Raw genomic sequence first — 26,470 nt, forward strand, 5'->3', positions numbered from 1 at the left:
TGCAACAGGTCTATTATTTTACAAACTCACGCGCTTTTTCGAGCACCTGGGGTATGCCCCCGGGGTTCTTACCGCCCGCTGTTGCAAAGAAAGCCTGTCCGCCACCGCCGCCTTGTATGAGTTTCCCCAGTTCCCGGACCACCTGCCCGGCATTAAGGGATTTTTCTTCTGCAAGTTCTTTGGATATGTAGCATGTCAGTAAAGCTTTACCCTCGTGCTCAGCAGCAAACAGCACAAAGAGGTTTTTCAGCCCTTTTCCCATATCAAAAGCCAGATCTTTCACCACACTAGGATCCAGGTCTACACGGGCAGCCAGAAAACGGGCACCGTTTACCTCTTCCAGTTTAGCCATGAGTTCGCCTTTCAGGTTTTTGGCTTTGGCTTTTAAAAGTGAATCCACCTGCTTTTTCAGGGTATTATTCTCTTCCTGGAGGGCTACAATGGCCTTTACCGGGTCTTTGGCATTTTTCAACACTGTTTTCACTTCCCTGAACGTATCGCTCTGCGAGGTAAAGTACTCTTTGGCTGCATCGAGTGTTATGGCTTCTATACGGCGTATCCCTGCCGCTACCGCACTTTCCCCGGTAATTATAAAATGCCAGATGTCTGCCGTATTCTGTACATGTGTACCTCCGCATAACTCCATGCTTTCCCCGAAACGGATAGACCTTACGGTATCTCCGTATTTTTCACCGAAAAGCGCCATTGCTCCTTCCTCTATGGCCTGATGATAGGGGATATTCCTCTTTTCTTCCAGGGGGAGCTGTTCTCTTATCCTGGCATTTACAAAATCTTCCACGGCCTGCAGCTCTTCGGGACTTACTTTACTGAAGTGAGAGAAATCGAACCGCAAATGGTCATTATGTACCATGGACCCTTTTTGCTCTACATGATCTCCAAGCACTTTTCGCAACGCCTGATGAAGCAGGTGCGTTGCCGAGTGGTTCGCAGAGGTCCTTCTCCGCTGGTTCTTATCAACTACCGCTTTAAAGGAGCCTTCTATGTTACGCGGCAGACTTTTGGCAAAGTGTACGATAAGATTATTTTCCTTTTTCGTATCTATAATATAGGCTACATCACCATCGGCCGATTCTATGTACCCCTTATCGCCTACCTGTCCGCCTCCTTCGGGATAGAAAGGGGTGAGATTAAAGACCACCTGGTACATTTCCCCGTCCTTTTTGCTGCTCACTGCCCTGTAGCGGGTAATCTTTACCCGGGTATCCAGCATGTCATAACCGACAAATTCTTCTTCGGCGTCTTCGGCAAGCACCACCCAGTCTCCCGTAGTCACCGATGTCGCTGCCCTGGAACGTTCCTTTTGTTTTTGCAGTTCTTTTTCAAATCCTTCCTGGTCCAGTCCGTAGCCTTTTTCACTGAGTATAAGTGCCGTAAGATCTATGGGAAAACCATACGTATCGTAAAGTTCAAAGGCCTTGGCCCCGGAAACATGGTTATCTTTTGCAGCGGAAATAATGGTCTCCAGTAAAACGAGCCCCTGGTCGAGTGTCTTTAAAAAAGATTGTTCTTCTTCTTTTATAACATTGACCACAAGATTCTTCTGAGACTTTATCTCCGGAAATGCCTGGTGCATCTGGTTACTCAATGTATCTACCAGCTTGTAAATGAAAGGTTCTTTCTGGTTCAGAAAAGTAAACCCGTAACGGATGGCCCGTCTCAAAATCCTTCGTATTACATAGCCTGCACCGGTATTGCTTGGCAACTGCCCGTCTGCAATGGCAAAAGCCACCGCCCGAACATGATCGGCAATAACCCTGACGGCTATGTCGGTCTTTTCTTCCTTGCCGTAGCGGGAATTGGTTATAGCTTCTATCTCACGGATCAACGGGGTAAACACGTCGGTGTCGTAGTTGCTCCGTACTCCTTGCAGTACCATGCACAGACGTTCGAACCCCATTCCCGTATCTACGTGTTTTGCAGGCAGTTTTTCGAGGGAACCGTCTGCCTTACGATTAAATTCCATGAATACCAGGTTCCATATTTCCACAACCTGCGGGTGGTCTTTATTTACAAGTTCCCTCCCGGGAATTCTGTCTCTCTCTTCTTCGGTACGTATATCTATATGGATCTCCGAGCACGGTCCGCAGGGGCCCTGGTCTCCCATTTCCCAGAAATTATCTTTCTTACTTCCGGGTATAATCCTTTCTTCGGGTACAATACCGGCCCATAATTTATAAGCCTCCGCGTCTTCGCGCAGGCCATCATCGGAAGACCCTTCGAAATAGGTGACATATAGCCTGTCTTTATCTATTTTAAATTCTTCGGTAAGCAGTTCCCATGCCCAGGCGATGGCCTCTTTCTTAAAGTAATCGCCAAAACTCCAGTTACCCAGCATTTCAAACATGGTGTGGTGATAGGTATCTTTTCCTACTTCTTCCAAGTCGTTGTGCTTACCACTCACCCGTAGGCATTTCTGGGAGTCCGTAACCCGCAGTGCCACGGGTTTTCTGTTCCCCAGGAAATACTCTTTGAACTGGTTCATCCCCGCATTGGTAAACATCAGTGTAGGGTCGTCCTTTATGACCATTGGGGCGGACGGCACGATCGTATGTTGCCTTTCTTCAAAAAATGCTAAAAAACGCTTCCTTATTTCCTGTGATGTCATCATTTTTCTTTTGGTCCCGATAATTATCGGGATTATACTGTTTTGTTTACGGGCCGTAAAGGTAACAGAAAATATCTCTTTTTCCGTTTTCAGAAGGTTTTCTCCCTTTCCGGTATCTTAACCTTTTCTAAAAATTGCGGTAACTCAAAAACAATTTCTATATTTGTCCGTTACGTATGTATATTACCCTGAATAAAAAGGCTTTTCCCGGTATACCGGTCCGCGCAGACAGGGCAAAAATAGAATATTTTAATTTATGTCGAAGGTAAAATATTATTACGACCAGGAGACACTTTCGTACAGGAAAATCGAAGTAAAAAAAGGGAAGAAAATCAGAAATTTTTTCGTCTTCCTACTGGCGGCATTCCTATTTGGCATGATAGGTCTTTTTACCCTGTTGAATACCGGATTGGTAAACACTCCTAAAGAATTGTCCACTACAAGAGAACTGAAACAATATGAGCTCCAGTTTGAAATACTGAACAAAAAGATGGAACAAATGGAGAAGGTGCTTACGGATATCGAGGAGAGGGACAATAATATTTACCGCCTGTATTTCGAAGCCAGCCCCATCCCGGAAGAACAGCGAAGGGCCGGATTCGGAGGAGTAAACAGGTACCAGGCCCTGGAAGGGTTTGACAATTCCCAGATCATTAAAAACACCACAAGGAGACTTGAAATACTGCAGAAACAAATGGTGGTACAATCCAAGTCTCTGGATGAGATAACAAAACTCGCCGAGAATAAAGAAAAACTTCTGGCCACCATACCGGCAATACAACCGGTAAATAATAAAGACCTGAAGCGTATGGCCTCCGGTTTCGGATGGCGTACGGACCCTTTTACCAAAGCCAGGAAAATGCACTGGGGGATGGACTTTTCGGCCTCCAGGGGCACACCGGTATACGCTACGGGAGACGGTGTGGTAAAAAGATCGGACAACAAGGCAGCCGGATATGGCAACCACATCCGTATAGAACATGGTTTCGGCTATGAGAGCCTCTATGCCCACCTGAGCAAATACAATGTAAGAAAAGGACAAAAAGTAAAAAGAGGAGATCTCATTGGTTATGTTGGCAGTACGGGGCGGTCGGAAGCCCCACACCTGCACTATGAAGTGTTTAAAGACGGACAAAGGATAAATCCTATTAATTTCTATTACGGAAGTTTAACCCCTGCAGAATACGAAGAATTGCTGCATGTTGCTTCCCAGGAAAACCAGTCCCTCGATTAACGGCCGGCACTTCCGGGGATCTGAGAGCTCCGAAAACAGACCGGTTTATTTTATAACTCGTTTCGGTACTATGTATATACAGCTTCCTGAAAAACGCTATTACAGTATTGGAGAAGTGGCCCGTGCCTTCCAGGTCAACACTTCCCTTATCCGCTTTTGGGAGAAGGAATTTGACGTACTGCAACCTAAAAAGAACGCCAAAGGCAATCGCAAGTTCACCCCGGAAGACATTAAAAACCTCCAGCTTATTTACCATCTTGTCAAAGAACGGGGATTTACGCTCGAAGGTGCGAAAATCCATTTAAAGGAAGAAAAACACAAAACACTTTCTAATTTTGAGATTATTCGTAAATTAGAGAACATAAAAACGGTCCTCTTAAAAATTAAAGATCAATTATAATCTTCAACTTCAAACGTCACTCACTATGAAAAAATGGTTAATTCCGGTTATCGTACTGGTAGTTATAGCTTTTGGCCTGTACCGCTGGGCAGTAGGTTTCAACAATAATGCGGTAAGACATCAGGAAGATGCCAAAACCACCTGGTCTAATGTGGAAAGTGCCTATCAGCGCAGGAATGACCTCATAGGCAATCTCGTAAAAACGGTACAGGGAGCTGCCGATTTTGAAAGAAATACCCTGACCGATGTAATAGAGGCAAGGGCCAAAGCAACATCTACCACTATAGATGCCAACAACCTGACCCCGGAAAAACTGGCGGAATTTCAACAGGCACAGACAGGATTGTCTTCTGCGCTTTCCCGCTTACTGGTTACGGTAGAACGCTACCCGGAACTCAAGGCCAACCAGAACTTCCTGGAGCTCCAATCGCAACTGGAAGGCACGGAAAACCGTATCAACGTGGCACGGGATCGTTATAACCAGGCCGTAAATGTATACAACCAGCACATAAAGACTTTTCCGAATAAAATTCTGGCCGGATGGTTCGGTTTTGAAGAAATGGCACGTTATAAAGCAGATCCCGGAGCAGAAAAAGCTCCCGATGTCGATTTCAACTTTTAGCACCAAAAAGGGAACCCCGGCACAGGTCTTTGCTGTTGCCGGGGAAATACCGGTATAACCCAGAACATACAGTCATGTCTAAAGTAGAAGATTTTTTATCGGCCGAAGAAGAACAGGAAATAGTAGAGGCTATCCGGGAGGCGGAACTCAATACTTCGGGAGAAGTCCGGGTGCATATCGAAAAAACGACCAAACTTTCCCCTTACGAAAGGGCCATGCAGGTATTTCACCAGCTGAAAATGGACAATACCAAACTGAATAATGGCGTAATCATCTACGTTGCCGTGGAAGACAGGGTCTTTGCCATTTACGGGGGCAAAGGGATCAACGAACTAGTCCCGGACGAGTTCTGGGACACTACCAAAAATGTTATTGCCGGACATTTCAGGGAAGGAAGATATAAACAAGGGCTGGTAGACGGTATTCTTATGGCCGGAAAACAATTAAAACAACATTTTCCGTGGCAGGACGATGACATTAATGAGCTTCCGGACGAAATATCCAAAGGGCATTAAACAACATGAAACTAAACGTCGTAACCCCATCCAGTGTAATGCAGAAGATAAAAACAGCGATTCCTACATATTTATTTTTCCTTTTCCTGTGTATTTCTCAAGGGGCTATAGCCCAGTTTGACATCCCGGACAAACCGGCAAAACAAACGAGTCTGTATGACAATACCGGGCTCTTCTCCGATTCGCAAAAAAATGCCCTGGAACAAAAGCTGATCCGGTATTCCGATAGTACATCCACACAGATTGTAATTATTACCATCCCCTCTACAAACGGGGAAAACATCAACTATCTCGGAGCCAAATGGCTTACCCAATGGGGTATCGGGCAGAAGGGAAAAGACAACGGCATACTGATACTACTCGCAGAAAACGATCGGAAAATAAGTATACAGACAGGTTATGGCATTGAACACCTGCTCACAGATGCCCTGTCCAAGCGTATTATCGAAACCATAATGAAACCCAGGTTTCTTGAAGGTGATTATTACGGCGGACTGGACAGAGGTACGGATGCCATATTCCAGGTACTCACAGGAGAATACAAAGGAGACCCTCAACGCAAGGGCTCCGGAGATGGTTTTCCTGTTAATGGTATATTTTTCCTTTTCTTCATATTCATTGTTATTATTATCATCCTGTCCAAAAACTCCCGTGGCGGAGGCGGTGGCAAGCGTTTTCGCGGCCCCGATCTTCTGGACATGATCATACTCAGCAGTCTGGGAAGAGGCGGATTCGGCGGCGGATCTTCCGGAGGGTTCGGCGGTGGCGGCGGATTCGGTGGCGGATTCGGAGGTGGAATGGGCGGCGGCGGCGGCGCCAGCGGCAGTTGGTAATCCCTGTGGAAAACCGTAACTCATTTTTACTTTTTTTCTTATCTTTAGAGAAAGAATAAACTTCACTCTCATGAAAAGACAAATCAGCCTTCGAAGCATCTCCGGCATCACCTTTCAACTCCCGGATGCGAAAGCAATGAACAATATCAGAAATTATTAAACCCCGATTTTCCCGGTGTTCCGCGACAGGAACTCGGGCTTTTACCTTATCTTTGTAACAGCAATATAAATACCACTGTTTTGTTGATATTTTCTCGTAAGAAAACGGTTTACCTAAGGGATTTGTTCGGAGGAGACCATGTAGATATACACTCCCACTTACTCCCGGGAATCGATGATGGGGCAAAGGACATTGAAGATACCAAAAAGCTGATCCGGGGATTCACAGACCTCGGGATTACCCGTATAATCACCACGCCCCATATTATCCAGGGAGTGTGGCCCAATACCTCCGAAATTATACTGCGTAAAAAAGAAGAGGTACTCCCCCTGCTGGAAAACAGCGATATTTCTTTTCATGCAGCCGCAGAATACCTCATGGACGAATCTTTCCGGGAACTGGTGAAAAAGGGTGATATCCTCGGCCTGAAAGACAATTATGTCTTGGTGGAAATGTCTTATATCAATCCCCCCATATCGCTTTTTGATATATTATTTGACATGCAGGTGGCAGGATACATCCCGGTACTGGCCCACCCGGAACGCTATATGTTTTATCATGAGAATTTCGAAATGTACCATAAGCTCAAAAAGGCCGGGTGCCTTTTACAACTCAACCTCCTTTCCCTCACCTCCTATTACGGCAAGGCAATACACAAAATTGCTGCCAAACTGCTAAAGCAGGGCATGCTGGATTTTGTAGGTACGGATGCCCACAATACCCGTCACCTGGAAAGGCTTCTGCAAAAGATCAAAACAGAAGAACCGGGAAAACTCCGGGAACTTGTTAAGAACAATAAAAATGTCTTCGGGCCATAATTTTCGGGTCCTTCAAGTTTTGAAGTTTTTTAGTCGGATAGTTCGGAGGGAGTTATTTCTAGCCTGTTATGCTGTACTGAAAATCCTTGTCCTCCTTTACATTCATACAAGCATTATTTTCCCTGTGCTTTCTTTTAAGGCTTCTATATCGTCCTTTAAACTCCGGACCTGTTAACCAGTAAAAAATGACCAGCACAGGATACGGGTCAACCGATTTTTGCTCAGGTCACAACTTTCGGATTCATTCTGTTTCTTCCTTTATCTGTATAATCGCGAAATCATTATTTCCAAATCCGTAAAAACTAAAAACCCGGAGAAAAGATCTCCGGGTTTTATAAACACTTTAAACTTGTTATTAATTAAAATCCAAGTTCCTTTTTCACATCGGCAAGGATATCCTTTCCGTCTGCAAGGAGAATCCCTGAATTAGGTGAAGAATCCAGTACGTACTGGAATCCTTGTGCTCTTCCCACTTTTTGTATCGCTTTCTGAGCTTTTTCCAGGATTGGCTGGATCAACTCCATCTGTTTTTTCTGAAGCTCCTGTTCAGCAGTCTGACGTGCCTGCATGATATTGTTCTGCATTCCCTGCACCTCTTCTGCTCTTTTTCTGTTCTCATCCTCGCTCTTCGTACCAGCTTCGCTCTCGTAGAGCTTTATTTTATTTTGCAATTCCTGACCGGAACTTTGCAGGTCAGCAGAATACTGCTTTTCCAGTTTTTCCAATTCTGCCCTAGCCGCTTTCATCTCCGGCATATCTTCCACTAATTGCTGCACGTTTATGTGAGCAACTTTGCTCTGTGCACCCGCAAAACTAACAGCTCCTACAGCTAATACAAAAGCAATGGCTAACGTTTTTAATTGTTTCATAATTTCAAAAATAATAAATGTTTAAGTGTTAATTGTTATCGTTATTTTCTTCTTCTTCTTTCTCTTGCTCTCTTTCTTCCCGTTTTTTTCTCCTCTCTTCTTCTTTGGCCTTTCTGTAGGCCTCTCTTTCTTCCAGTATCTGTTGTCTTCTCTCTTCGTATTCCCGCTTTCTTTCTTCTCTTTCCCGGATCCTCTCCTGTCTTTTCTCTTCCAGTATACGGGCCCTTTCGTCCCTTTCTTCCTCCACTCTTTCTTTCGCTGCCTGCCTGTCCGGATCTACTTCCCGGTTTACATCTTCGAATTTATTCTTCGCACTTCCCGAGTTCCTCTCCTCTGTTTTCCTTGTCCGGTCTATGCTTTTCAAAATTTGGTCGCTAATATCGTGTTTTTTATTGGAATACAACATAACTACATCGGCAGACCTGTCAAAAACAAAATCATATGCCCTTCTGTTAGCTATTTCCTGTACTGCATTAAAAACTCTGTCCTGCACCGGCTTTACCAACAAATGCTTCTGGCGGATCATATCTCCTTCCGGCCCGAACCTGTCCTGTTGGTATTGCAACATTTCTTCTTCTGCCAGTTGTATCTCTTCCTCTCTTTCTTCTATCAGTTCTTTGGTGAGCAATACTTTTTCGGCATCCAGTTCCTTTTTCATCTGTGCAATGGCGTTTTTCTTTTCTTCCACTTCCATTTTCCACTTTTCCACCCTTGCATTCAGTTGCGAACTGGCTTCCTGGTATTCCTGCACGTTTTCCAGGATATATTCCATATCTATATATGCTATCCTCACCCCTCTCTGAGCCTGTGCCGCCCATGCGGATGCCAATAACAGTACAACAAGAACTTTAGCCTTCATTTGTTTATTGTTTGAAATTTCGCCTGAAATTAACAATTTTTTTGGCAAACTCCGGCCATAATGCAAAGATATATTTTCTTCCGGAACCGAAATTATATTTATCACCGGCTAAGTCCCTGAAGCATATTCCTCAGAAAATGTGTAAGAACCTTACAGATCGTTTCCACCTCCGGCATCTTCATCGCTTCAGGCATTCCCCGGAAACATATTATTCATACATTATCATCCGGCCACAACAATACCACTACCTGGAAGAACTTTAATGTATTAATACATACCAGCCCTGTTACTATAGAAAATATCGTGCCAAAGTTAAAATTGCTGTCCGATAATGAAATGTGTTTCCCATCCGTTCTTTTGCCCGGTACCGTCTATAGAATCGAACCCGTGTCCGAAATCTATACCCAGCAATCCGAATGCCGGCATAAAGATACGCAGACCAAAGCCTGCAGACCTTTTCAGCTGGAACGGGTTGTAGTTCTTAAAGCTGTCGAAAGCAGCCCCTCCTTCGGCAAAAACAAGCCCATATATGGAAGCCGACGGTTTAAGGGTTAAAGGATACCGCAGTTCCATAGAAAACTTATTGTATATCGTAGAACCGATATTCGGCGATAGAGACTGGTTCGGATAACCTCTCAGCTGTACGGTTTCCCTACTGTCCAGTGTGTAGTTCGCCATTCCGTCTCCTCCCAGGAAGAATCGTTCGAAAGGCACGACCCCCCTGTCCTGATTATAGGCTCCGAGGTAACCGAAATTAGCTGATGTTTTCAATACGAGATCACCGACAAGCCTGTTATACCATTCCCCGTCAAACTTAATCTTGTAGAATTCCAGCCACTTGATCTTTTCCTGTTCTATTTTTTGTACATCGGGCTCCGGTTGATTATTCTCGTCCAGTATTATATCTCCGTTCTCATCCCTAGCCTGAAACTCTTCTTTATCTCCCAGGTTGGCATAGTCCACACCATCAAACAGGGAGTACGGTGGGGTTACCCTGGCAGAGATCGTAAACCTCGATCCCGTACGGGGATATATAAGCTTAGGGAACCTGTTATCCCTCGAAAGCGCTATGGTATAGGCTATGTTTCTTGCAAAACCACTGCTGCCGAAACCGAAAAGTCCTATGTTATAATTCTCCAGGTCGTAGTACTGGAAGCTCAGGGCATGTGACAACGTAAAGTAATCATCCGGGACTTCGAGCCGTTTGGCCAGACCGAATGTTAAACTGGTTATGTAAAAACGCTGACTTTTATCCGGCCTTCCTGTTCTCCAGTCGTAGTAGAACTGGCGGCTGTGCGATAATGAAGCGGAGAACTGTGTAGGTTTTTTACCTCCTAACCACGGTTCTGCAAAGGAGAAGCTATAGGTCTGGTAAAAACGGCTGGCCTGCAATCGCAATGCCAGGGTCTGACCATCTCCCATAGGTACGGGTTTGTATGCTTTTTTATTAAATATATCCTTAATAGCAAAGTTACTGAATGACAATCCCAGTGTACCGATAAATCCACCGCCACCATAACCTCCCTGCAGCTCTATCTGGCTGGAGCCTTTTTCGGTAAGGCCGTATTCGATATCGACGGTACCGGCATCCGGATTGGCATTCTTGATGTTAGGAACAACCGCTTCCTGGTCAAAATACCCGAGTCCTCCGAGTTCCCTTATCGTACGGATAACATTTTCTTTACTGTATTTCTGTCCCGGCCTGGTACGGATTTCCCTGTAGATAACATGGTCGTTGGTCTTGTCGTTACCGCTAACCCGTACATCGTTAAAATAAGCCAGCTTACCTTCTATGATTCGTATTTCAAAATCAATGGTATCGTTTTTCGCAGATATTTCCACCGGGTTAATAGAAGAGAACAGATAACCGTTGTTCTGATAAAGGTTGGTAATATCTTCACCATCCGGTTTGGTCTCATCCTGTATCCTTTTTCGCAGCAGTACTCCATTATAGGTATCTCCCGGCTCTATTCCCAGGATGGAAGCGAGTTGCCGGTCACTGTACACCGTGTTCCCCACAAAATCGATCTTTCCGAAATAATACTTATCGCCTTCTTCGAGGTCTATATTGATATTTATCTTACTGGTCCCGTTATCGATCACCGTATCTGCAATTATCCTGGCATCCCTGTAACCTTTTTCCTTATACTTGTCAATAAGCGATACGAGGTCTGTCTTGTAATCTTCGGGAATGAATTTGGACTTTTTCCAGAAACGGCCGAAAGCTTTTCGCTTGGTATTCTTCATAGCTTTTCGAAGCGTTTTATCTTTCAGCGCCTCATTGCCGTCGAAGGTAATGTCTTTCACTTTTACCTTTTCTCCCCTGTTTATATTTACCTGCATTTTCACGGCATTCACCGCAGAAGTATCGGGAGCGGTAATAATATTGGCTTTCGCGTGTAAAAAGCCTTGTTTTTTATATTTGTTTACGAGAAAGTTCTTAGTGTTGGTAATGAAACTCTCCGTAACCCTTTTGCCTTTCTTTATATCCGCCTCCTTAAGTACAGCTTCTCCTTTTTTCTTTTTTATTCCTTCTATTTTCACGGAAGAAAGGGTGGGTACTTCCTGTATATTGAGTTCCAGGAAGATCTTGTCACCCTCTATATGGTCGATATAGAAGTTTACATCGCTGAACAACTCCAGTTTCCACAACTTTTTAATAACATTGGTGATCTGTTCTCCGGGAACGGTTATCTCCTGGCCTACACGAAGGCCACTATAGGTAATTACGGTTTGTGTATTATAACTTTTTACCCCGGTAACTTCAATCCCCCCCAGTATATATTTCTTTCCTTTATCAAACTTAATTTCCTGGGCCGTTAAAACGGCGTTATTGCAAAGAAGCACAAAGAATGTGATAATTACTCCAAAAAATCTCTTGCGCATGCTATTCTCAGTTAAGTTGTTCGCTAGTTTTTCCAAATCTACGTTCCCTGTTTTGATAGTTTAAAATTGCCTCATACAGTTTTTCCTTATTAAAATCCGGCCATAGGGTTTCCGTAAAATAAAGCTCGGCATAGGCTATCTGCCACAGCAAAAAATTACTCACCCGAACCTCGCCGCTAGTACGGATAAGCAGGTCTACATCCGGTAAATTTTGCGTGTAAAGATGCTCATTTATAACCGATTCGTCAATATCTTCGGCAGAAATTATATTATTTTTAACTTTAAAACTTATCGCCTGTACCGCGTTTTTAAGTTCTTCTCTGGAGCCATAGCTGAGTGCAAGAGTAAGTGTCATCCGGTTGTTATTTTTGGTCTTTTCAATAACAGTCTCCAGTTTTTTGGACACGGTGGCGGGCAGTAATTCCATCCTTCCGATGGCCTGGAGCCGGATATTATTATCGGTAAGTGTCTTGAGTTCTTTGCGCAATGACGTGATAAGGAGTTTCATCAGGGTTTCCACTTCCAGTCTTGGCCTGTTCCAGTTTTCGGTTGAAAACGCATAAAGGGTCAGATTTTCCACCCCCAGTTCGGCACACCCTTCCACTATCTGGCGTACTGCAACGGCACCTTTTTCATGGCCGAACACTCTTAATTTACCTCTTTGTTTTGCCCATCGGCCATTGCCATCCATTATAATAGCAATATGCTTTGGCAACCTTTCCTTATCTATGACGTCTTTTATCTTATCCATTAAAGCATATTCATCAGCGGGTGCTTTTACCCGTTATATTTTTCTTCTCCTTCACAGGTAGTAAACCTGTCCGCTGCACCGCGAAAAACGGATCTCTTATTCATAGCAAAAGGTACATGGCCTTTTACCGAATGTATAGGTTATGGTAATGCCGCTAAAGACATACCAGTCTTTACTGTTATAATTTCCGAAGCGCTCATATTCCACTCCCGGGTCTCTTGCCGGGTTACTTCCGTCCAGATCATTGGCAAGCGTATATCTCGCTATGACTTCTGCTCCCAATACCAGATTGGGCAATACTTCTCCTTTTACGCCCAGCCCGAAAGGAAAGGCAATGGACGTTCTTCTCTCCTGCGTTGTCAGTCTCCCCATGGCTTCACTATAATAGAGCATACGGTAATTAAACGCTGCAACCGCCCCGTAAATATAGGGAGTAAAGGGTTTGTGAAGGGTATGCAGGTCATATTCCCAAAAATGGAACTCCATTCCCAACGAAGCTTCCAGTATGCGGTTGGAAAACGAATATCCTCGTTCCGCTCTTCCGGAATTACCCGAATCCGCATCATCCGCATGCAACTTGGAGTACGACAAACTTGCCCGGTATGCATACCGCGTACTCTTATTCCACTTATACAATCCCCCGACTGCCAGTTTATTGGGGTTGATATAGTTGGTCTTTCCCACATCTCCTATAAAATTACTTCCTCCGAGAAACACCCCTATTTCATGTATCTGGGCCATTCCGGCCTGTACACCCAACAGAAAAAAGACGATGATCGCTACTTTTCTCATATGCTCTAAAAGTTCGCAAATATAATAATTAAGATTGCTCATGGGTAATTTCCTTTAAATTAGTATGCTTAAACAACAGATTTAAAGGTTTTTTATTGTTTTCCGGAAATGAAACATAAGGTCATTTAAACGCCTTTCACGTGCGCTGGCCTTCCTTTTTCCCATATTCCCGTTGTTTCTGCCGTATGTAATTCCCGGGCCTGCAAAAGCAGTTATTTTTTTCGTGTCTTTCATTATGTAATGGAAGGAGACTTTAATTGCGCCTGTCCTCTCCCCAAAGGAGTTTATTTCTGAGTGTCTTTAAAAAACTTTCCGCCCTTAGTTCTATCATTTTCATGGTAAAGGGGGCTTTCTGAATGATTATTTCCGTTTCTTCCGTCAATGTGGCCAACCTGGAATCGAGGGAAACAAGGTAATTCGGTTCTCTTCCCGAGACCTTTAATTTGATTACGGTATCGTCCGGGATAACCAAAGGCCTGGCATTGAGATTATGAGGTGCTATGGGGGTGAGCACAAACCCCGTAGTATCCGGAGTGAGCACCGGTCCGCCGCAACTCAGGGAATACCCGGTAGAACCGGTAGGTGTGGCAATAATAAGCCCGTCCGCCCAATAAGAAGTAAGATACTCATCATTCAGATATGTTGCCACGGTAATCATGGAGGTCGTATCTTTTCGGTTTACCGCAACTTCGTTCAGTGCAAAATTCAATTCGGTCAGATCTTTGTTCTCTGGATTTGTGTTTATTTCCAGAAGGGTCCTGTCTACCACGTCGTATTCTCCCCGGATTATACTGTCTACCGCCTGGCGTATGTTCTCTTTCTGTACTGTAGCCAGAAATCCGAGCCTCCCCGTATTTATTCCCAATACGGGAATACCGAGATCACGGATGTAAAGGACCGTCCGTAAAATGGTACCATCACCTCCCATACTGAAAAACATATCACAACCGGAATCCAGGTCATCAAACGAAGAAAATGTGGCGTATGTTCTCTTACCATCCAGAAAATGCCGGATAAGTTCCAGGTACTTCGCCTCGACGATCACTTCAATGCCTTTTTCGCCCAAAACTTCCAGCAGCGTGAGTACATATTCCTCACTGCCATCGTGATAAAACTGCCCGAATACACCTACCTTCATACAGAGGGAATCATTTTTTATATATTAAGGAACTTCCTTAAATAATTTGATCTTTCTTTTAAGTTTTCCATATATATATCATCCTCATGTCCTAAAATAATATTGTACCCGTACCTCCGGAATGATTGCATTATGGAATTGAGCCCCGTATTCCCTACCTTGAGCGTTATCTGCGTTAAATCTCCTTCATTCCGTGAAATAAATGCTCCCAACAGTTTGCCGTTATCACTTTCCACAATTTGCGATATTTCACTAAAGGTAAAATCGGCACTTCCCTTTTCGACAATCAGTATTCCTCCGGGTTCATTAAAAAAGGGCGTCTCCCGGAAAAGCCCCATGACATCGGTAAGTTCGTAATAGCCGAGATATTTGCCCTCCTTACTCAGTACGGGCATTATATTGGCATTGTTCTTTGCAAACGCTTCCAGAACTTCGAGCCAGTTGGTATTTTCATTTACAAAAAAAACATCGAGTGCATAATGGTAATCCGACACCTTTTTGTCAAGATCAAAACCAGCCATGTCTTCTTCAGAGATATTACCTACCAAGTGCCCGTCGCTTACTACAGGCAGGTGGGTATTGGTAAGCTCAAAAAACAACTGCTGTACTTGCCTGACGGTATCGTCCGGGGATACCGGCGGGACATCATAATTTATAAAAGAATTTATCTCCATACCTGTTTTTTACATTTCAAAAGGCTTACAGGACCTCTCCTCTCTGTTCTTCTGCGCTTTCAGGCAGCACTTACATGCTCTCAACTTATATTTCGGACAGCAAATTAATTAAATTATGTGAGAAAAAAGCAGGATGAACTTTGTATTTTTGTCCATATTTATTATTTGTATGACCAAGTTAAGCGTAAATATCAATAAAATAGCCACCCTGCGAAATTCAAGAGGTGGCAATGTGCCGGATCTTCTGAAAATGGCGAAGGATATAGAGGATTTTGGCGCACAGGGAATTACCATACACCCGAGACCGGACGAACGTCACATACGGTATCAGGACGCCAGGGACCTGAAGGGCATAGTCCGTACGGAATACAACATAGAAGGTAATCCGGTTGAAAAATTTATGGAGCTCGTTCTCGAGGTAAAACCCACCCAGGTAACCTTGGTACCGGATGCGGAAAATGCTATTACTTCCAATGCGGGATGGGATACGGTGAAACACAAGGATTTCCTTCGGGAAGTAATCACGGAATTCAAGCGGAACGGCATACGAACCTCTATTTTCACCGACCCGGACACTAAAATGATCGAAGGGGCGGTAGCCACAGGAACGGACCGGGTGGAACTGTACACCGAAGCCTATGCCTCGGCTTATGAAAAAGGGGACAAAAGCGGAATAACTCCTTATACTGAAGCAGCAAAAGTGGCAAATTCCCTGGGGTTGGGCATTAATGCCGGACACGACCTCAGCCTGGACAATGTCCGTTTTTTCAAAGAAAATATTCCGGGATTACTCGAAGTTTCCATCGGCCATGCCCTTATCGCCGAATCTCTCTACCTGGGCATAGAGAACGTCGTAAACATGTACCTGAACAAGTTGAAGTAAGAGCCCCTGGGGAAACAGGAAGATTCCATAGAAGAGACTATTCAGCCACAATAGTTCCGGCTGTTGCCAGTGGTTCTGCCTCGAAAAGTCCGAAAAAATGCTTCTGTATTTTTTCCTTTACTTCCTTTTGAGATACTTCCTGTTTTCCCAGTTCCACATTCAGCGAGGTCACGGCTTTTCCCCGTATACCGCAGGGCACTATATTGTCAAAATATCCCAGGTCGGCATTGACGTTCAGCGCAAAACCATGCATGGTCACCCACCGGGATGCCCTTACACCCATAGCGCATATTTTCCTTGCAAACGGTGTTCCCACATCCAGCCATACCCCGGTCTCGCCTTCACTCCGGGCTGCTTTTACGCCGTATTCGGCAAGGGTACGGATGATCACTTCCTCGAGGTAACGGAGATATTTATGGATGTCGGTAAAATAATTATCGAGGTCCAGAATAGGATAGCCGACAATCTGGCCGGGGCCGTGATATGTAATGTCCCCTCCCCTGTTGATCTTATAAAATGATGCTCCCTTTCCCGCGAGTTGTTTTTCATCGAGCAACATATGCTGCATATCCCCGCTTTTTCCCAATGTATAAACATGCGGATGTTCCACGAACAAAAGGTAGTTGGGCGTCTTCAGCTCCGTACCTTCTCTCCTGTTCTTCATTTTAAGCTCCAGTATGCCCTGAAAAAGTTCTTCCTGGTAGTCCCACACTTCCTTATAATCGCGGAACCCCAGGTCCTGTATTTCCACTTGCTTGTTCATAATGCAAAGATAAAGATTAAAGTGTGAATTCCGACCGGTATACCCTCCGGGCATCCTTCCACAGGAAGCCCGGCCTACCTGTTCGGATTATTCAGAATGACGAGTGCCGCAATAACCCCCGGAATCCAGCCGCAAAGGGTCAGTAAAAAAACAATGACAACAGAACCACATCCCTTGTCCAGAACAGCCAGGGGCGGAAACAGAATAGACAACAATACTCTCCAGATACTCATAAATATTATTTTTTATTGCAGGTATCGCACTCCGGCACCCTCCCCGGAGGGCTGCGAATTGTTCCGATGGCAATATTCCTGCTTTTTGATCGATGGTACTCATAAGACTGTAATCGGGACTTTTTGTTACAGTTTATTTTTTATTTTCCACCACAGTCTGCCTTAAAAAGTTTCTTCTAAGACCGATTGGTTCAGTGCATTCGCCCTTACCAGCCGATAATGGTTTTTCAGTGCATGGGCAAAAGTAAACTGCTTGTACTGTAAATGATGCTCCTGTGCATAACCGGCAATCTCTTCGGTTGCTTCTTTCATGTAAATATAATTGAGATTCGGGAACAGGTGATGGGCTACATGATAATTAAAATTCCCCATAAAAAAGTCTATAAACCAGTTATGAGTGCTTATATCACTGGTCGTCCGCAACTGGTGCTCTATCCATGTGGAAGGCACTTCCAGGTTTGCCCCTATTTCCGGGAATTCATTCTCCAGGTTTGCATGCGGAGGTAGGAGAACGGCTAGGGCAAACACACTGGCCGTGAATGTAAGTAACAGAAAGCCGGCAAAAACCGCCATAAAAGGAATACTGTAAAAATACCAGGGCACAAAGAACATATAAAACGTATATAAAAACTTAAAGAAAAAGAGTTTTGCAAATTCCATGCGGGGGATTTTTACCGTTTTCCTGATGATCCGTTCTTCAGAAAAGAAATCCTTGAAATCACGGACCAGTAACCAGTTAAAGAGATATAGCGGATACAGTAAAAACATAAGGTGATGTTGTACCCGGTGAAATTTGGTATGATGTTTATCCGGATATATCTTAAAGAGGTCGCTCTGTTCTATATCCGTATCCCATCCTTTTAAATTCGGATAATTATGATGCATAATCTGGTGCCGTTTTTTCCAGATGTAACTGTTTGCGCCCAAAATATCAAAAAAATACAGAAACAACCTGTTCCAGTTCTTTTTCCGGAATACATTGTCATGAGCTACCTCATGAATGACCGTAAGAAAAATAATTACCAGAAACAGCCCCATAAGAAAATAACCGGAATAATACAAGAGACGATCGGGCCATGAATGCAGGGTATAAAAATATAGACCAATGTAAAGGAGCGGAAAGAAGATTACTTTCAGTTTCATCATCCTCACGCGCAGGGGGCTGACCTGGCAGACTCTTTTATTTACTCTTTTCCGGATTTCCCGTAGGTGATTTACTTCGCGGTCTAATTTATACCTGGGAGCCTGGTTCGCGTTGTGTAGATTTTTCTCCATAAAAAGTATTTTTTATGTTCTCCACTTGAGTAAGCCGTTTTCGAATAGTAAAAATACGGCTTACTCTACAATTCCCAATAGTTTTTGCATAGTTTTATCACTTTTACACGATGTCATTTACTACATGCTTATAATATAAATTGTAATTATCTTTGCACTTTTAAAAGAAGTACTGAAATTAATTTACAGCTTAATTATGCAGCTTTCAGAACAGGAAACCGTAAGAAGGGAAAAACTCGGCAAATTAAGGGAATTAGGAATAGACCCTTACCCTGCAGCTTTGTATCCGGTAGACAATACATCCCTGCAACTAAAAGACCATTATAAAGAGGGAAAAGAGGTGATTATCGCCGGACGTCTGATGAGCAGAAGGATACAGGGCAAAGCTTCTTTCGCCGAGTTACAGGACAGCGAAGGGAGAATCCAGGTATATTTCAATCGTGATGAAATATGCCTCGGCGAGGACAAGACCAAATACAACGAAGTATATAAAAAGCTGCTGGACATAGGCGATATCATAGGAGTTAAAGGAGAACTGTTTACCACGCAGGTAGGAGAAATAACCGTAATGGTCAGGGATTTTACCGTTCTTAACAAATCTCTGCGACCGCTCCCGCTACCTAAAGTGGACAACGAGGGGAGAACTTATGACGAATTTAATGATCCGGAACTGCGTTATCGCCAGCGCTATGTAGACCTGGTGGTCAACCCGCATGTAAAGGAAACTTTTATAAAACGGACCAGGATCACCAACAGTATCCGGGACTTTTTTAACAGCAGAGGGTATCTGGAGGTAGAAACCCCCATACTGCAACCTATTCCGGGCGGGGCAGCAGCCAGACCTTTTATTACCCATCACAATGCGTTAAACATTCCGCTATATCTTCGTATTGCCAATGAATTATACCTTAAAAGGCTTATTGTAGGAGGATTTGATGGTGTGTATGAATTTGCAAAGGACTTCCGGAACGAAGGAATGGACCGTACCCATAACCCCGAATTCACAGTAATGGAACTGTATGTTGCCTATAAAGATTATCACTGGATGATGGACACTACGGAGCAATTACTTGAAAAAGTAGCCATGGACTCCAACGGTACTACCAGGATAAAGGTAGGTAAAAATGAAATAAACTTTAAAGCACCCTATCCGCGGGTTCCTATATTACAGGCCATCAAAGAACATACCGGTTACGACATTGCCGGCATGGATGAAGAGCAACTCCGTGAAGTTTGTAAAAACCTGGATATCCCGGCGGATAATACGATGGGGAAAGGTAAGCTGATAGATGAGATTTTCGGGGAAAAATGTGAGCACCATTACATTCAGCCTACATTTATCACGGATTATCCGAAAGAAATGAGCCCGCTTACCAAGGAACACCGGGACAACCCCGAATTAACCGAGCGTTTTGAGCTTATGGTAAACGGAAAGGAGCTTGCAAATGCCTATTCCGAGCTGAACGATCCCATTGATCAGCGTCAGCGGTTTGAGGACCAGCTCAAATTGTCCGAAAAAGGAGACGACGAGGCCATGTTTATCGATCAGGATTTCCTCCGGGCCCTGGAATACGGCATGCCTCCTACATCAGGAATAGGGATAGGAATAGACCGCCTGGTAATGCTGATGACTAACAACGCTTCTATACAGGAAGTACTGTTCTTCCCGCAAATGCGACCGGAGAAAAAACCGTTGCAGCTCAGCGATAATGAAAAAATCATAATAGATATACTGCGCAAACAGAAGTCCGTTGCACTGGATGAGTTAAAAACTGCTGCAGAACTGAGCAACAAAGCATGGGATAAGGGGATGAAAGGCCTTTCCAAACTCGGCCTGGTCAAAGTTGTTGTAGAAGGCGATTCCAAAACCGTGGAATTACAGGAGCAGGATTAAACGCTGAAAAAAGCAAATATTTACAGCCCGGAAAACCTCGTATTTCCGGGCTTTTGTTATTAATAATATCACAAAATGCACTTTTTGATTTAAACTTCTCCTCCCGATCCCGGTCTAAATGATAAAATCATAAAAAATTAAGAGATGAAAAAGTTATTGAGCTTAGCTATAGCGCTCACACTGGTAACGGGAGTTATGGCACAGGAAAAAAGGGAAAGAAGAACTTTGGAAAAGAAAAAACACAACGTAGAGCGTTTTAAGGATTTTACGCCGGAACAAATGGCCGAACTGAGGACCAAGCGGATGGCTCTTAAACTGGACCTCAGCCAGGCACAGCAGCAAAAAGTACTGAAACTCAACAAAGAACTTGCAGAGAAGAGAAAAGCCGGATTTGAGAAATTCAAAGAAGCCAGGGCAAAGAAAAAAGAATGGACTGCAGAAGAGCGCTTTACCTTTATGAATGAAAGGCTCGATGCCCGCCTTGCTGTTCAGAATAAAATGAAGGACATACTGGACGAAAATCAGTATGCCCGATGGAAAAAAAGTTATGAAAGACCCGAAAAATCCTTTCATCACAGAAGAAAAGGTCATGGGAGCAAATAACTCCCGAGGCTTCCTTAAATCCTGCTCCGGCAGGATTTTTTATTTTCCGGTATGTGCGGCATATACCATATTCTTGAATTTTGCCGATATGTCTCCCCACTCCTTATTGGGAACTTCCTGCGTAAGGATTATGGCTACGATCCCCGATGCGGGGTCTACCCAGTAATGGGACCCGAAATAACCTCCCCATGAAAAGGAACCTTCATGCCATGGAAGCACAGCGCTCCCTCTCTTGCCGACTACCTCAAAACCCAAACCGAACTTATTGCCGTGATTCAGGTTGATTTCGCCTATCTGGTTTACCGTCATTAATCGTACGGTATCCGGACTCAACAAGTGTTTACCGTTGTATTCTCCTCCGTTCAACAGCATTTGCAGAAAAGCGGCATAGTCCGAAGCTGTAGAAGAAAGGCCTGCTCCTCCGGAAAAATATGTGCTTCCCAACAGGGGGTAGTCCTTATCGATCCCGCCATGGCTTACCTGGGGTGCCGGTACGGTCTCCCCCCCTTCATTTTCCGAATATACTTCCGCAAGCCGGTCCTGTTTGCCCTTCGGCAGATAAAAATAGGTATCGTCCATTTGCAAAGGTTCGAAAATCCTTTTATGGAAAAACCGGTCCAATGAAACTCCGGATACCACTTCGACGACATAACCGAGAACATCGATATTGAGACCATAAGTAAATTTTTCTCCCGGCTCATGCATCAGCGGAAGTTTTCCGAGAGCCTTTATTTTGTCCCCGAGTTTTACAGGCGTTGCCACAAAGCCTGCAGGAATACCTGCCTTGGCATAAATGGCATTCGTTTCTTTACTCCCGATAACAGCATACCCGATCCCTGAAGTATGGGTCAGCAAATCACGTATGGTCACTTCCCTTTTCGCCGGAACTGCCGAATAGGTGGAATCGGCCGGATTGAAAGTATCCAGAACCTTCGGGTTTTTAAATTCCGGTATGTACCGCGAAACGGGATCGTCCAGCAGTAGTTTACCCTCTTCGTATAACATCATTACGGCAACACTGGTAATAGCCTTGGTCTGTGAAGCTATACGGAAGATTGTATTCGGTTCCATTTTTCGCTTTTCCGCGATGTCCGCATACCCGATCCCCTTGTGATAAACAATATTTCCGTCATGTGCGATTAGCGCGACCGCCCCGGCTATTTTCCTGTCTGAGACATAGCCATCCAGCATTTTATCTATCCTTGAAAGGCGTTCTTCGGAAAAACCGGCTTCACCGGGATCGGCAGTATGTAATTCCTGGGAAAAAATCGGTGTGCCCGCGGCCAGCAAAAGGCCGCACAGTATATAGTTCAGTTTCATTGGTAAAAGATGATTGATTAAAGTTGCAATATACCAAATAAAAACCTTAGACCACAGTTTTTGCCCCTCCAATGAAATCAACATAATTCATAAATTCATTTTGCAATTCAAATCCGTTTCATACCTTTGTCCCCGTACTTTTAAAAGAGGAAGGATTTGACTGATTGCAACCTCATGAAAAAATGCTAAAACAGTTATCCTGTAGTCATCCGGACCCGGCATCCTAAAATGCCGCAGGACAAACCGCTTTAGCCTTTTCGCCGGACAATCTTTCCTTCATACAATAACAATAATAAAATAAGATAATGGCTTATTTATTTACGTCCGAGTCTGTCAGTGAAGGACATCCGGACAAGGTAGCAGACCAAATATCCGATACGCTCCTGGACCATTTCCTGGCATTCGATTCGGAATCCAAAGTAGCATGTGAAACGCTGGTAACCACCGGACAAGTAGTCCTGGCGGGGGAAGTGAAATCAAAGACCTACCTGGACCTCCAGAACATCGCCAGGGAAATAATAAACAAGATAGGATATACGAAAGGAGAATACCAGTTCAGCGGAGATTCGTGCGGGGTTATTTCACTCATTCACGAACAATCCCAGGATATCAACCAGGGGGTAGACCGTGCCAGTAAGGAAGAACAGGGAGCCGGTGACCAGGGGATGATGTTCGGGTACGCCACAAAGGAAACCGAGAACTACATGCCGCTTGCCCTGGATATTTCCCATAAAATACTGCAGACCCTGGCAGAACTAAGAAGGGAAGGAAAAGAGATCACTTACCTCCGGCCGGATGCCAAAGCACAGGTAACCATAGAATATAGTGATGATGATATTCCCCAGCGCATCGTTACCATTGTGGTATCTACGCAGCATGACGATTTTGATAAGGACGATACTGCCATGCTCCGAAAGATCAAAAAGGATATCATTGAGATCCTGATCCCCAAAGTAAAGGCACAGCTTCCGGAGAAGCTACAGCAACTTTTCACGGACAACATACAGTACCATATCAACCCGACGGGAAAATTCGTTATCGGAGGGCCTCACGGGGATACCGGCCTCACGGGGAGAAAAATCATCATTGATACCTATGGCGGTAAAGGCGCCCACGGCGGAGGTGCATTTTCCGGGAAAGATCCGAGCAAGGTAGACCGTAGCGGTGCTTATGCAGCCCGGCATATTGCAAAAAACCTGGTAGCTGCCGGGGTTGCGGACGAAGTACTGGTACAGGTGAGTTATGCCATCGGTGTGGTTGAACCTACATCCATAAGTATAAATACGTACGGTAAAGCACATATAGACCTCACGGATGGTGAAATTGCACGGGTAGTGGAGAAACTCTTCGATATGCGTCCGGCAGCCATAGAAGAACGGTTAAAACTCCGCAATCCTATTTACCTGGAAACTGCAGCCTATGGCCATATGGGCAAAGAACCCCGGACAGTGACCAAAATATTCGAATCTCCGTATAACGGTAGAATAGAAAAAGAGGTAGAACTGTTTACCTGGGAAAAGCTGGATCATGTAGCTAAAATAAAAGAGGCTTTCTCTCTTTAAAAGGAAAAAGCCCTCCGATATTCCAGATGACGGGGAAGAAACAGAAAAACATTCTGTTATTTTTCCCCATCTTCTATTTTTAGTACCCGGATTATTTTGTGAAATACCTCATTGTTTTCATAAACTCCCCTGAATGCTCCCGAATGCGGTCCGTACGCTAAGACAGGTACCATCACCCCGGTATGGTCGTTCGTCGTAAAATCACCTTCTATCATTTTTTCCTTCATATTACCTTGCGGAATGCTGAAACCTGAGGTTTCATGATCTGCTGTAACAATTACCAGAGTATTGCCCGTCCTGTCCGCAAACTTCAGAGCTTCGGTAATTGCACGGTCAAAATCTATCCCTTCGGAAATAATTCCCGCAGTATTATTGACATGACCATAGCTGTCTATCTTTGCTCCCTCTACCATCAGGAAAAAAGGTTTTTCTTTGGCGGATAAAAATTCCAATCCGTTCGTAACAGCTTTTGCCAATACATCTTCTCTCCCTTCCGTGATTCCCGGCAAACTGCCTTCGGAAAGAAATACACCTGCCCTATCTGTCTTACTTTGCTTCAGGTCGCCCAAAGAATTTAATACTTTGAAATTCCGGTTGATCTCTTTACCGAAATCTTCTTTTCCGGCTCCGATAAACATGGACAAGCGACTATGCAACAGGTCTTCGGCTATACCCCGGGTTTCCGAGCGGTCCTTTCTATGCGCATAAAATGCGGAAGGTGTTGCCCCGGTCATTTTATCGGTAGTAATAATACCGGAGATAAACCCGTGACCGGACAAAAGTTCTGTGATATTCTGTAGTGGTTTCCCTGTTACTCCCATTCCTATAGCCCGGTTATATGTCTTTTCTCCCGTTGCCAGTGCCGTTCCCCCGGCAGCCGAATCGGTAGTAAAATCATCTGCGGACTGGGTTTTAAGAAATCCTATATTCTTCAGTTGCGTAAGGGTCAGCGCTCCTCCGTTTGCCAGTACTGCAGAGGATATCTGTGTTAACCCGTTACCGTCACCAATAAGTAAAATAACATTTTCCACCGGAATTTCCTTTCCGTCCGAGGCATAGGTCGGGACATAGATTTCCGAAGCAATCGTATTGTAATGCACACGCTGTTCGAGGGTATTCAGATATTCCGCTGCGCGGAACGGCATATCGGTATTGATAAAATCAACCCCCATATCCGTGAATGCCTTCCAGGCCGTTTTGGAGTCTGGTGCACCCCAGAAACGAAAGGGCTTTCCCATGGCATGCGCACGATCTATTACAGCTTTTACTTTTTCATAATCTCCTGCGGTCAACCTGCCTAACCCGTTCCATTCGGAATAGTTCCTGAAACTGAGACTGATCATAGCTACTTTCTCCCATATTTCTTCGTCCGCGGGACGTTCCAGGCTTTGATAATCAAAAAGGATGTATTCCGGGTAACCGGTATATTTTTCCGGGGATGGCCGATTTCCGGAAATGACAATGGATATATTATTGTTTGCTGTTATTTCCGGATATGCTTTTAAAACTTCGGTTAACAGGCCCAGCGTGGCATCGGCTTCGGATTTCAGATCTACAAGTAATTGTAACTTCTCCGGCAGGGGAAGCCCCAGTTCCAAAGCCTGTTTCAGAGGCTCCAGATAAAGACTTTCTATGGTCCGTTCTTCCTTTATCTCATGCTCTTCATGGGTAGCATATAACCTGCCGTTACGAAGAAATATATCTACTTCTATGGATGACAATCCGCCCGACAGGGCTGTCCAGAACGGAATGTTCTGTTCGTAATCGTTGTGGGAATGTATCTGTACCGGTTGCTGGGCATAAGAAAAACCGAGACTCAGGAGGCACAATAAAAATCCGGATAGTGATGATCTGAACATATATTCTTTTTACAAAACAAAGATATGAATTCCATTCCACCTCTTTGCTTACGGGTTTGCAGGCAGCGAAGGTAAGCAGGCGGATTTATCTGTTTGTTAGGATTGGGTTAATTTAACGTGAATACTGTTTAAGCCACTTACAGACTAAAAGCACTCAAACTACTCATTTTAAGTATTTTTAAAAACTCCTCTACTTCGACCGGCTCAGCACAGCGCCTTGAGATCAAGGGACGTGATTTCGATTGAAACCGGGATCGGAGGGTTTGAAAGCCCAAACCAGGGGAAAAACACAAATATTTGGAGATAAATCCGGGGCTTGGGCTTGGTCAAACTCCCCGTCCCGCCTGCGGGACACCCCTCTTCATCTGAAGAAGGGAGGCCTTTTTCTTATCCATTATTCACGTTAATTTACTTTGAAGAAATAGACTGGTATATGAAGAAGCCCTTAAAGGCCGGTATATAGTATCCCCCATAAAATGTGAACGCTATGCACCCCTTCTTTTTAACACATTTTTTTCATTAGCCCATTTAAAGATCATCTTCCTGTTAAACAAGCCAAAAATCAAATAGGTCATAAACATTCCACCCCATATCAGCATCAGCCTTAATCCGGAAACACCCGAAAAAAATAGAATTATCTGGGTTACAAAACCGATGACCCAGGAAACGAGAATAACACCTATTAAAATCGCAAAAGGTTTTTCAAAATATTTCCCGAATCCCAGCTTCCTGATAATATACATGGGTATACTCAATAAAAAAATGCAAAAAAATATGCCGAATGCAGACCACAGCACCATGATATGAGGAGATTCCTCGATATACCCGATCAAATTCATTGGGTCTGTAAATTAAACTCTGTCTGGTTGTTCTCCCCTGCGGGGGGTACCCCCCGCAGGGG

General features: G+C 44.3%; 23 protein-coding genes. 10 read left to right on the top strand and 13 right to left on the bottom strand.

Going from position 1 to position 26,470, the window contains the following annotated elements; translation table 11 throughout:
- Nucleotides 1-13: 13 nt before the first annotated feature.
- The gene (gene alaS, locus ED312_RS20525) at nt 14-2,626 is read right to left on the bottom strand and encodes an alanine--tRNA ligase (RefSeq protein ID WP_123217895.1); all 2,613 of its coding nucleotides are present in this window, start codon (nt 2,624-2,626) and stop codon (nt 14-16) included.
- A 256-nt stretch (nt 2,627-2,882) separates the two neighbouring features.
- Here alaS and ED312_RS20530 point away from each other — a divergent pair, with 256 nt between their 5' ends.
- From ED312_RS20530 to ED312_RS20555, 6 genes are all read left to right on the top strand, one after another.
- Nucleotides 2,883-3,860: a peptidoglycan DD-metalloendopeptidase family protein gene (locus tag ED312_RS20530; RefSeq protein ID WP_123217896.1), complete on the top strand. Its 978-nt coding sequence runs from the start codon at nt 2,883-2,885 to the stop codon at nt 3,858-3,860.
- Between the two features lie 70 nt (nt 3,861-3,930).
- On the top strand, nt 3,931-4,260 hold the full coding sequence (locus ED312_RS20535; protein ID WP_123217897.1) for a MerR family transcriptional regulator: 330 nt from the start codon (nt 3,931-3,933) through the stop codon (nt 4,258-4,260).
- Nucleotides 4,261-4,285: 25 nt separating this feature from the next.
- The gene (locus ED312_RS20540; RefSeq protein WP_123217898.1) at nt 4,286-4,882 is read left to right on the top strand and encodes a LemA family protein; all 597 of its coding nucleotides are present in this window, start codon (nt 4,286-4,288) and stop codon (nt 4,880-4,882) included.
- Nucleotides 4,883-4,956: 74 nt separating this feature from the next.
- Nucleotides 4,957-5,397 carry a TPM domain-containing protein gene (locus ED312_RS20545; RefSeq protein WP_123217899.1) on the top strand — a complete coding sequence of 147 codons (441 nt, stop codon included), beginning with the start codon at nt 4,957-4,959 and terminating at the stop codon, nt 5,395-5,397.
- Nucleotides 5,398-5,435: 38 nt separating this feature from the next.
- Nucleotides 5,436-6,230, top strand: coding sequence for a TPM domain-containing protein (locus tag ED312_RS20550; protein ID WP_123217900.1), 795 nt, complete (start codon nt 5,436-5,438; stop codon nt 6,228-6,230).
- A 240-nt stretch (nt 6,231-6,470) separates the two neighbouring features.
- Complete coding sequence (locus tag ED312_RS20555) at nt 6,471-7,208, top strand: tyrosine-protein phosphatase (RefSeq protein ID WP_123217901.1); 738 nt, start codon at nt 6,471-6,473, stop codon at nt 7,206-7,208.
- Nucleotides 7,209-7,567: 359 nt separating this feature from the next.
- Here the strand turns inward: ED312_RS20555 and ED312_RS20560 are convergent, their stop codons facing one another.
- The 7 genes from ED312_RS20560 to ED312_RS20595 all read right to left on the bottom strand — a co-directional run bounded on the left by ED312_RS20560 (nt 7,568) and on the right by ED312_RS20595 (nt 15,177).
- The gene (locus ED312_RS20560; protein WP_123217902.1) at nt 7,568-8,077 is read right to left on the bottom strand and encodes an OmpH family outer membrane protein; all 510 of its coding nucleotides are present in this window, start codon (nt 8,075-8,077) and stop codon (nt 7,568-7,570) included.
- A 28-nt stretch (nt 8,078-8,105) separates the two neighbouring features.
- The gene (locus ED312_RS20565) at nt 8,106-8,936 is read right to left on the bottom strand and encodes an OmpH family outer membrane protein (RefSeq protein ID WP_123217903.1); all 831 of its coding nucleotides are present in this window, start codon (nt 8,934-8,936) and stop codon (nt 8,106-8,108) included.
- A gap of 312 nt (nt 8,937-9,248) precedes the next feature.
- Nucleotides 9,249-11,822, bottom strand: a complete 2,574-nt coding sequence (locus ED312_RS20575) for a BamA/OMP85 family outer membrane protein (RefSeq protein WP_123217905.1) — start codon at nt 11,820-11,822, stop codon at nt 9,249-9,251.
- 7 nt (nt 11,823-11,829) lie between these two features.
- Nucleotides 11,830-12,573, bottom strand: a complete 744-nt coding sequence (locus ED312_RS20580; RefSeq protein ID WP_123217906.1) for an isoprenyl transferase — start codon at nt 12,571-12,573, stop codon at nt 11,830-11,832.
- A gap of 96 nt (nt 12,574-12,669) precedes the next feature.
- Nucleotides 12,670-13,365, bottom strand: a complete 696-nt coding sequence (porG, locus tag ED312_RS20585) for a type IX secretion system protein PorG (RefSeq protein ID WP_123217917.1) — start codon at nt 13,363-13,365, stop codon at nt 12,670-12,672.
- Between the two features lie 253 nt (nt 13,366-13,618).
- Nucleotides 13,619-14,503, bottom strand: a complete 885-nt coding sequence (locus ED312_RS20590; RefSeq protein ID WP_123217907.1) for an NAD kinase — start codon at nt 14,501-14,503, stop codon at nt 13,619-13,621.
- A gap of 17 nt (nt 14,504-14,520) precedes the next feature.
- The gene (locus tag ED312_RS20595; protein WP_123217908.1) at nt 14,521-15,177 is read right to left on the bottom strand and encodes a CBS domain-containing protein; all 657 of its coding nucleotides are present in this window, start codon (nt 15,175-15,177) and stop codon (nt 14,521-14,523) included.
- A gap of 169 nt (nt 15,178-15,346) precedes the next feature.
- On the opposite strand from ED312_RS20595, the gene ED312_RS20600 reads away from it, so the two are divergent.
- On the top strand, nt 15,347-16,060 hold the full coding sequence (locus ED312_RS20600) for a pyridoxine 5'-phosphate synthase (protein ID WP_123217918.1): 714 nt from the start codon (nt 15,347-15,349) through the stop codon (nt 16,058-16,060).
- A 37-nt stretch (nt 16,061-16,097) separates the two neighbouring features.
- On the opposite strand, the gene lipB is transcribed toward ED312_RS20600, so the two are convergent.
- The 3 genes from lipB to ED312_RS20615 all read right to left on the bottom strand — a co-directional run bounded on the left by lipB (nt 16,098) and on the right by ED312_RS20615 (nt 18,331).
- On the bottom strand, nt 16,098-16,823 hold the full coding sequence (lipB, locus tag ED312_RS20605; protein ID WP_123217919.1) for a lipoyl(octanoyl) transferase LipB: 726 nt from the start codon (nt 16,821-16,823) through the stop codon (nt 16,098-16,100).
- A gap of 74 nt (nt 16,824-16,897) precedes the next feature.
- The gene (locus tag ED312_RS20610; RefSeq protein ID WP_072318675.1) at nt 16,898-17,056 is read right to left on the bottom strand and encodes a YqaE/Pmp3 family membrane protein; all 159 of its coding nucleotides are present in this window, start codon (nt 17,054-17,056) and stop codon (nt 16,898-16,900) included.
- 162 nt (nt 17,057-17,218) lie between these two features.
- Nucleotides 17,219-18,331: a fatty acid desaturase family protein gene (locus ED312_RS20615; RefSeq protein WP_206363293.1), complete on the bottom strand. Its 1,113-nt coding sequence runs from the start codon at nt 18,329-18,331 to the stop codon at nt 17,219-17,221.
- Nucleotides 18,332-18,527: 196 nt separating this feature from the next.
- Here ED312_RS20615 and lysS point away from each other — a divergent pair, with 196 nt between their 5' ends.
- Together lysS and ED312_RS20625 are read left to right on the top strand one after the other, a co-directional pair.
- A complete protein-coding gene (gene lysS / locus ED312_RS20620; RefSeq protein WP_123217909.1) occupies nt 18,528-20,225 on the top strand; it encodes a lysine--tRNA ligase in 1,698 nt (565 codons plus the stop codon).
- Between the two features lie 144 nt (nt 20,226-20,369).
- Entirely contained in the window at nt 20,370-20,828 is a 459-nt protein-coding gene (locus ED312_RS20625; protein ID WP_123217910.1) for a DUF4890 domain-containing protein, read from the top strand.
- Between the two features lie 39 nt (nt 20,829-20,867).
- On the opposite strand, the gene ED312_RS20630 is transcribed toward ED312_RS20625, so the two are convergent.
- Nucleotides 20,868-22,148 (bottom strand): serine hydrolase domain-containing protein, encoded by a 1,281-nt coding sequence (locus ED312_RS20630; protein WP_123217911.1) that lies wholly within the window; start codon nt 22,146-22,148, stop codon nt 20,868-20,870.
- 305 nt (nt 22,149-22,453) lie between these two features.
- Between ED312_RS20630 and metK the strand changes: the two genes are divergently transcribed.
- Nucleotides 22,454-23,710, top strand: a complete 1,257-nt coding sequence (metK, locus tag ED312_RS20635; RefSeq protein WP_123217912.1) for a methionine adenosyltransferase — start codon at nt 22,454-22,456, stop codon at nt 23,708-23,710.
- Nucleotides 23,711-23,766: 56 nt separating this feature from the next.
- On the opposite strand, the gene ED312_RS20640 is transcribed toward metK, so the two are convergent.
- Nucleotides 23,767-25,569: an alkaline phosphatase gene (locus tag ED312_RS20640; RefSeq protein ID WP_123217913.1), complete on the bottom strand. Its 1,803-nt coding sequence runs from the start codon at nt 25,567-25,569 to the stop codon at nt 23,767-23,769.
- Nucleotides 25,570-26,470: the final 901 nt, after the last annotated feature.

The sequence above is a fragment of the Sinomicrobium pectinilyticum genome (assembly GCF_003725735.1).
GTDB lineage: Bacteria > Bacteroidota > Bacteroidia > Flavobacteriales > Flavobacteriaceae > Sinomicrobium > Sinomicrobium pectinilyticum.

Bases quoted from the DNA above. Each gene is read 5' to 3' on its own strand.
- alaS (WP_123217895.1), bottom strand. From the start codon at position 2,626: ATGACATCACAGGAAATAAGGAAGCGTTTTTTAGCATTTTTTGAAGAA.
- ED312_RS20530 (WP_123217896.1), top strand. From the start codon at position 2,883: ATGTCGAAGGTAAAATATTATTACGACCAGGAGACACTTTCGTACAGG.
- ED312_RS20535 (WP_123217897.1), top strand. From the start codon at position 3,931: ATGTATATACAGCTTCCTGAAAAACGCTATTACAGTATTGGAGAAGTG.
- ED312_RS20540 (WP_123217898.1), top strand. From the start codon at position 4,286: ATGAAAAAATGGTTAATTCCGGTTATCGTACTGGTAGTTATAGCTTTT.
- ED312_RS20545 (WP_123217899.1), top strand. From the start codon at position 4,957: ATGTCTAAAGTAGAAGATTTTTTATCGGCCGAAGAAGAACAGGAAATA.
- ED312_RS20550 (WP_123217900.1), top strand. From the start codon at position 5,436: ATGCAGAAGATAAAAACAGCGATTCCTACATATTTATTTTTCCTTTTC.
- ED312_RS20560 (WP_123217902.1), bottom strand. From the start codon at position 8,077: ATGAAACAATTAAAAACGTTAGCCATTGCTTTTGTATTAGCTGTAGGA.
- ED312_RS20565 (WP_123217903.1), bottom strand. From the start codon at position 8,936: ATGAAGGCTAAAGTTCTTGTTGTACTGTTATTGGCATCCGCATGGGCG.
- ED312_RS20575 (WP_123217905.1), bottom strand. From the start codon at position 11,822: ATGCGCAAGAGATTTTTTGGAGTAATTATCACATTCTTTGTGCTTCTT.
- ED312_RS20580 (WP_123217906.1), bottom strand. From the start codon at position 12,573: ATGGATAAGATAAAAGACGTCATAGATAAGGAAAGGTTGCCAAAGCAT.
- porG (WP_123217917.1), bottom strand. From the start codon at position 13,365: ATGAGAAAAGTAGCGATCATCGTCTTTTTTCTGTTGGGTGTACAGGCC.
- ED312_RS20590 (WP_123217907.1), bottom strand. From the start codon at position 14,503: ATGAAGGTAGGTGTATTCGGGCAGTTTTATCACGATGGCAGTGAGGAA.
- ED312_RS20595 (WP_123217908.1), bottom strand. From the start codon at position 15,177: ATGGAGATAAATTCTTTTATAAATTATGATGTCCCGCCGGTATCCCCG.
- ED312_RS20600 (WP_123217918.1), top strand. From the start codon at position 15,347: ATGACCAAGTTAAGCGTAAATATCAATAAAATAGCCACCCTGCGAAAT.
- lipB (WP_123217919.1), bottom strand. From the start codon at position 16,823: ATGAACAAGCAAGTGGAAATACAGGACCTGGGGTTCCGCGATTATAAG.
- ED312_RS20610 (WP_072318675.1), bottom strand. From the start codon at position 17,056: ATGAGTATCTGGAGAGTATTGTTGTCTATTCTGTTTCCGCCCCTGGCT.
- ED312_RS20615 (WP_206363293.1), bottom strand. From the start codon at position 18,331: ATGGAGAAAAATCTACACAACGCGAACCAGGCTCCCAGGTATAAATTA.
- lysS (WP_123217909.1), top strand. From the start codon at position 18,528: ATGCAGCTTTCAGAACAGGAAACCGTAAGAAGGGAAAAACTCGGCAAA.
- ED312_RS20625 (WP_123217910.1), top strand. From the start codon at position 20,370: ATGAAAAAGTTATTGAGCTTAGCTATAGCGCTCACACTGGTAACGGGA.
- ED312_RS20630 (WP_123217911.1), bottom strand. From the start codon at position 22,148: ATGAAACTGAACTATATACTGTGCGGCCTTTTGCTGGCCGCGGGCACA.
- metK (WP_123217912.1), top strand. From the start codon at position 22,454: ATGGCTTATTTATTTACGTCCGAGTCTGTCAGTGAAGGACATCCGGAC.
- ED312_RS20640 (WP_123217913.1), bottom strand. From the start codon at position 25,569: ATGTTCAGATCATCACTATCCGGATTTTTATTGTGCCTCCTGAGTCTC.